The organism is Photobacterium sp. R1, assembly GCF_054600795.1.
Map to the genome: position 1 here is coordinate 1 of NZ_BAAHZP010000106.1, position 439 is coordinate 439.

Annotated in this window: 1 protein-coding gene; it reads right to left on the minus strand. The window is 53.8% G+C overall.

Features of this window, described 5'->3' with window-relative positions:
• Nucleotides 1–259 precede the first annotated feature (259 nt).
• On the minus strand, nt 260–439 hold a 180-nt coding region (locus tag ACYP03_RS24180; RefSeq protein WP_459782392.1), incomplete at its 5' end, for a 7-cyano-7-deazaguanine synthase.

The window sequence follows — 439 nt, forward strand, 5'->3', positions numbered from 1 at the left end:
CATTTTCATCGCTGCAAACGCTGTGGCTGCGTGACACATTATTCCTCGGCGCCAGCTTCCGGCAGTGATCGGCTCGCGGTGAATTACAGTATGTTTTCTGCACAAGATATTGTGCCGGTCCGAATCCGATTATTTGATGGGGCGGATACCTGGCAGTTTATTGACGAGTGAGTGCAGTGTTCAGGCGGGTCATGAAGATGCAGACGGCAAACCAGCCGCTGTGGCGGCTGGTTGTTACTGAGCGGATTCAGGCCGGAATTTAAGCCTGGTTTGCAGCCTGCTTGTCGGTCAGTGCTTTCATCACCACGTCTTTATTGTTCAGATAAGACTCCAGACCTTCACGGCGCAGGTCGCACGACGGGCAGTTGCCGCAGCCATCGCCAATAATACCGTTGTAACAGGTCAGGGTGTGATGGCGGATGTATTCCAGCTTCCCGTG